Genomic DNA, 5,061 nt, shown 5'->3' on the forward strand with positions numbered 1-5,061 from the left:
CTCCGGGGCAGACCTCATGGCCCCCCACGATAACGCCCGGCCCGCGACTGCATAGCGGTCCGTGTGGCCCGAAAGTCGCCCCTCCCCGAAGCGCCTGGCAGGGGAGCGACCGCGCGGTCACTGTCTCCCGGCGGGCACGTCCAGGACGGTGGGCAGGTCCAGCACGGTGAGCGTGGCGACGCCCGTGTTCGCCGTGAGGCCCGACGGCTGGACGCAGGCCGCCAGCGTGGTGAGGGTGGGCACGGCGGTGACCAGGCGCACGCCGTGGCCCGCGTGACGCCCGGAGCCGATGGTCCCCTCGGACGTGAAGACCTGCATCCCTCCGTCCATGACGGCCGCCACGCGGGCCAGCTCCACGGAGGACTTCTCTCCGTTGGACCACGTCACCGTGGCGGTGGACGCACCGCCCGTGCCGCCGATGCAGGTCGCGCGCTTCAGGTGCTGCGTCTCCATGCCCACGGCCACCATCACCACGCCGTCGTTGACGGGGCAGCCGCTGAACTGGAGCGCCTCGCGCTGCGCGGAGCTCCGGGGCGTGGTGAGCAGCAGCCCGGGACGGTAGGCCTGATGGAGCGACCCCGAGCACACCACCACCGGCGCCTCCTCCAGCGTCCGCGCCGCGTCCGTCATCGACGCCGGAAGCTCCACCTGCGCCAGCGCCTCCTCACCCCACACCGCGTCATCCGCCGGGGCCTCGTCCCCTGGCGCAGGCGCCTCGGCCTGCACAGGCGCTTCGGGGGCCTCCGGCTCGTTGGCGCGGGCGGCTCCGGACGCGAGCATCAGCAGGCAGCCGCCTCGCGCGAAGAGGTTCAGCGCGCGGCGCGAGTGGGACGACTCCAGGACCTTGAGAGAACGGAAGGAAGCGGGGCGCGACGTCATGAGGGAAGACACCTTGGGTAGGAGTCCCTGGGGCAGGGATGCCTGAAGGTGGGGAGCCCCTCTCACGCAAGACAGCCACCCCGAAGCGCAGGGTTTGCGCCCACCCCAACCTCTCAGGTTTTGCGCATCCGATTCACGCGGTGGACAGTGTGGCCAAGGCCTGCCGCTCTTCACCGCGCTGGCTGGCTTTCCCTGTTTCAGAATGCTACGGAATCAGGGTCCCGGACCCAGGCGAGGACCCCCTTTGTCCGCCAGGTTGTCCGGGAGGGACGACAAGGCCGTGACTCCAGACGATTCGAACGTGGGTGACGTGGCCGCGGGCCCTGGCTCCAGCGTCACGCGGGGCGTGTGGGCGCGGGTGATGAAGGGCGCGGTGGAGGACGCGGTGCGTGCCTACGAGGCGATGGGCGCGGGGCAGCGCGAGCGGGTCCTGGAGGAGGCGCTGGTGGTGCCCGCCGGCACGCGCACCCGGCTGGTGGAGGTGCTGCGGCAGGCGCGCGACTTCGCGGGCGCGGCGCGGCTGCTGGAGTCGGATGGAGACGACGGGGGCGCGGCGCCGCTGTACGAGCAGGCGGGCGCGCCGCTGCTGGCGGCGGAGGCGTGGCTGAGGGTGGGGGAGCAGGCCCGCGCGGCGGCGGCCTTCGAGCGGGCCGGTTCGCTGGAGCAGGCGCTGTCGCTGTACCAGGCGCTGGGCGCGCGCGAGTCGCTGGCGCACCTCCTGGGCCGCATGCACCGGCCCATGGAGGCGGCGCAGGTGTTCCGGGTGTTGGGCAACGCGCACGCGGAGCTGGAGATGCTGCGCGCGGTGCCCGCGGACGACGCGCGGCGGCCGGAAGCGGTCTTGCGCATGTGTGAGCTGCTGGACGCGGAGGGCGCCACGTGGAGGGCGCTGGTGCTCCTGGCGGACGGCATCAAGCACGCGTCGGGGGCGGGGCTGCTGCTGCTCCAGGCGGAGCAGGCGCGGCTGCTCCAGCAGCTGGGGCTCGCGTCGGCGCCGGAGGGTTCGGTCGCGGCGGAGAAGGCGCAGCCGGTGGTGGATGGCTATGGCTATCTGAAAGCCATTCCCATCTTCGATGGTCTGTCTTTGGAAGACATGCGCGACCTCTACCGCCTGGCCCGGCCCGTGCTGGTGCCGGCGGGGACGACGGTGCTGGAGAAGGGCGCGAAGGGGATGGGGCTGGTGGTGCTGCTGGAGGGCATGGTGAGCGTGTCCACCGGCCCGGGTCCGGACGCGCGCCAGCTCAACATGCTGGGGCCGGGCGCGTTCCTGGGAGAGATTTCCCTCATCCTGGATGGCCCGGTGTCCGCGCACGTGCGCGCGCACACGGTGGTGCGCGCCCTGCGCGTCACGCGGACGGACTTCCAGTACTTCCTGGAGACGCACGAGGCCGCGGCCCTGCGCATCTACCGCCTCTTCACCCAGAGCCTGGCGGAGCGCGTGCGCGCCCTGAGCGGGTGACGCGTCCCGCACCCCCGGGCACTTCAAGCCCGGGGGCGCGGTGGGGGCATCAGCGCGGGAGTTCGCCGAGAGGATAGGCCTCCCGCTGTAGCGCTCTGGCTCGCGACTGCCGGTGTTCTCCCAGAGGCAGACCGGGCAGACGGAGAAAGCCCCCGGCTCCGGCAGACTTCGCCGCAGGCAGCATGGACAGGTCGCGCGCGGCTCCAGTTCCCCCTCGACGGAGCGGCGCCAACAGGCGAAACAAAGGGCAGCTCCCAACCTTTGTGCTGCCGGTATCCGACCTGTCCCTGCATCGGGCAGGCCCAGGTCGGTTCGCACTCTCCGGTTCTTCACTCCCGGTCTTTCCGGACGGGTGCGCGCGACCCGCGCCTGCGCTACATGGGCCGCATGGCGGACCTCAAATCCCGGGCGGCGGCCCTCGCCGCGAGCGGTGAACTGGACGCGGCGCTGGCCGCCTACCAGGACGCGCTGCGCGCGGACCCCGGCGACCCGGAGCTGCACCAGCGCGTCGCCGAGCTGCTCGAGTGGCTGGAGCGCACCCCGGAGGCCGCCCACGCCTACGACGACGCGGCGCTCGCCTGGACCCGCGCGGGAGGGCTGCTGCACGCGGTGGCCGCCACGGTGCTGTCGCGAGGCCTGCGCGGCGCGCGTCCCAAGACGGTGCGCGCGGTGGCGGAGCGCTTCGCCCTGCCGCCCGGCGCCCTGGCCCCCACCTTCGCCTGGGTGCCCGACGGCAAGGACCCGGGCGTGCCCGTCCTGTCCGGCGTGGGGCGCGACGCCTTCGTGGCGCTGGTGGAGGCGCTGGAGGTGCGCGCCTTCTGGCCGGGCCAGCGCGTGGTGGAGGAGGGGCAGCCGGGCGACTCCATGTTCGCGCTGGTGGAGGGCCGCGCGGAGGTGGCGCGCCGGGTGGAGGGCAACGCGCGTCAGGTCGTGGCCACGCTGGGGCCGGGGGACTTCTTCGGCGAGGTGGCGCTGGTGTCCGAAGGGCCCAGGCTGGCCAGCGTGGAGGTGCGTGAGCGCTCCGTGCTGCTGGAGTTCAAGCGCTCCTCCCTGGCCCGCGTCAGCGCCGCGCACCCGGAGGTGGAGGCGGCGGTGCAGGCCTATTACCAGCGCCGGCTGGTGGACAACCTGCTGCGGACCAGCCCCCTGTTCACCAACCTGTCGCCCGCGCTGAAGCAGGCGATGTCGCGCGAGTTCGACCTGCGCGCCGTGCCCGCGGGCCAGGTGCTCCTCACGCAGGGGCAGCCGGGCGACGCCTTCTACCTGCTCCTGCGCGGCCAGTGTCAGCTGTCGCTGGAGCAGCCGGGCCGCATCCTGTTGCTGCCGGAGCTGCGCGAAGGCGACGTGTTCGGTGAAATCTCCCTGCTGTTGGACAAGCCCGTGTCCGCGACGGTGCGCACGAAGACAGCGTGCGTGGTGCTGCGCCTGGAGCGCGCCGCCTTCGAGCGGCACGTCGTGAGCCAGCCTGGCCTCAAGGGCCAGCTCATGCGCATGGGCACGGAGCGCCTCCAGCAGACCGCGAAGGCACTCTTCGTCTGAACCGAGGCGTCAGGCCTCCGCGTCCAGCTGCACGGGGTGCTCGCGCAGCCAGTCCTGCGCGCGGCGGATCCGCTCGGCGCCGGATGGGCGGCCCTCCTTCTCCAGCAGCTGCCGGTAGGGCTCCAGCTGCTCCGGCGTCCACGCGGGCAGGGCCTTCAGGTCCGCGAGCGCCACCAGCTCCTCCGCGCTCCGTCCCTTCGCCTCCTGCCGCGCGGTGAGCAGCGCCGCCAGCACCAGCCGCGCGGGCTCCGCCTCGAAGGCGATGGCCGCGTCGGTGAGCCACTCGCGCGTGGGCTCGTCCGCCGCCGGGTCCTTCGCTCCCTCGCGCATGCGCTCCAGCATCCCTTCGAGGAAGTCCGCGTCCACCGCGCCCTTCACCGCGCGCAGGAGCGCGGCGATGACCTGCCGCCTTCCTTCAGGCTCCTTGGGCTGGGACTTCATCGCGCGCAGCGGCTCCCACAGCGCGACGGTGAGCCACAGCTCCTCTTCCGGAGAGAAGACGGACGGCGTGGCGGGGTCGCGCAGCTTCGCCTCCACCCGCTGCGCGCGCTCCTTCGCCTCGCGCGAGATGCGCTCCACCAGCGCGGGGTCCGCCTGCACGTGCTTCACCAGCGCGTCCAGCTCACCGGCCTCCGCCTTTCGCAGCGCCTCCGAGGCCTCGGGCGTGAGGTCCTCCTGCTCCATGCCCGCGACCAGGGACTCGTACTTGCGCACCACCTCCGCGTGCTTCTGGCTCCACTCGCGGAACTGCACGTCGAAGACGACGTCCAGCACGGGGTTGTCCTCCGGCCGCACCTTGCCCGTCTTCTTCGCCGCCGTGGCCAGGAGCGCGCCCACGCACAGCGCGCGCCGCTCCTCCGGCGTGCGGCCGCTCTTCGCCGCCTGCGCGAGCAGCCCCGCGCCCAGCTTCTCCTGGAAGCCGCGCGTGCCCAGCTCCCGCACCACGCCCACGCGCAGGCTGTTGCGCGCCGCCAGCGCGTCCAGGCCCTCCTGCGCGGCCAGCGTCGCGAGCGCCTGGCCCACGTGGTCGCTGAAGGCCTTGTCGTCATAGCGCAAGCCCGGCTGGGGCCCCGAGGCCTGGAGCAGCACGCCCAGGTGCTCCAGCGCCTGGGACAGGCGGGACACGTCCGCGTCGCCCAGGAGCGACATGGCCGCCTCCAGGTCCTGCTTCAGCGGGTGGGCTG

Annotated in this window: 4 protein-coding genes and 1 pseudogene; 2 read left to right on the forward strand and 3 right to left on the reverse strand. The window is 73.2% G+C overall.

Features of this window, described 5'->3' with window-relative positions:
* Window positions 1-117 precede the first annotated feature (117 nt).
* Complete coding sequence (locus D7W82_RS38315) at window positions 118-879, reverse strand: hypothetical protein (RefSeq protein ID WP_120622987.1); 762 nt, start codon at window positions 877-879, stop codon at window positions 118-120.
* Between the two features lie 244 nt (window positions 880-1,123).
* On the opposite strand from D7W82_RS38315, the gene D7W82_RS38320 reads away from it, so the two are divergent.
* Window positions 1,124-2,338 carry a cyclic nucleotide-binding domain-containing protein gene (locus D7W82_RS38320; RefSeq protein ID WP_120622988.1) on the forward strand — a complete coding sequence of 405 codons (1,215 nt, stop codon included), beginning with the start codon at window positions 1,124-1,126 and terminating at the stop codon, window positions 2,336-2,338.
* A gap of 117 nt (window positions 2,339-2,455) precedes the next feature.
* Here the strand turns inward: D7W82_RS38320 and D7W82_RS42635 are convergent.
* Window positions 2,456-2,839 (reverse strand): annotated as a pseudogene (locus tag D7W82_RS42635) (hypothetical protein); the annotation flags it as partial.
* On the opposite strand from D7W82_RS42635, the gene D7W82_RS38330 reads away from it, so the two are divergent.
* Window positions 2,726-3,877 carry a cyclic nucleotide-binding domain-containing protein gene (locus tag D7W82_RS38330; protein ID WP_120622989.1) on the forward strand — a complete coding sequence of 384 codons (1,152 nt, stop codon included), beginning with the start codon at window positions 2,726-2,728 and terminating at the stop codon, window positions 3,875-3,877. The pseudogene D7W82_RS42635 and the gene D7W82_RS38330 overlap by 114 nt on opposite strands.
* Window positions 3,878-3,886: 9 nt before the next feature.
* On the opposite strand, the gene D7W82_RS38335 is transcribed toward D7W82_RS38330, so the two are convergent.
* Window positions 3,887-5,061 (reverse strand): zinc chelation protein SecC (locus D7W82_RS38335; RefSeq protein WP_120622990.1); only part of this gene is annotated, 1,175 nt, incomplete at its 5' end.

It is taken from the genome of Corallococcus sp. CA049B (genome assembly GCF_003611685.1).
Lineage (GTDB): Bacteria > Myxococcota > Myxococcia > Myxococcales > Myxococcaceae > Corallococcus > Corallococcus coralloides.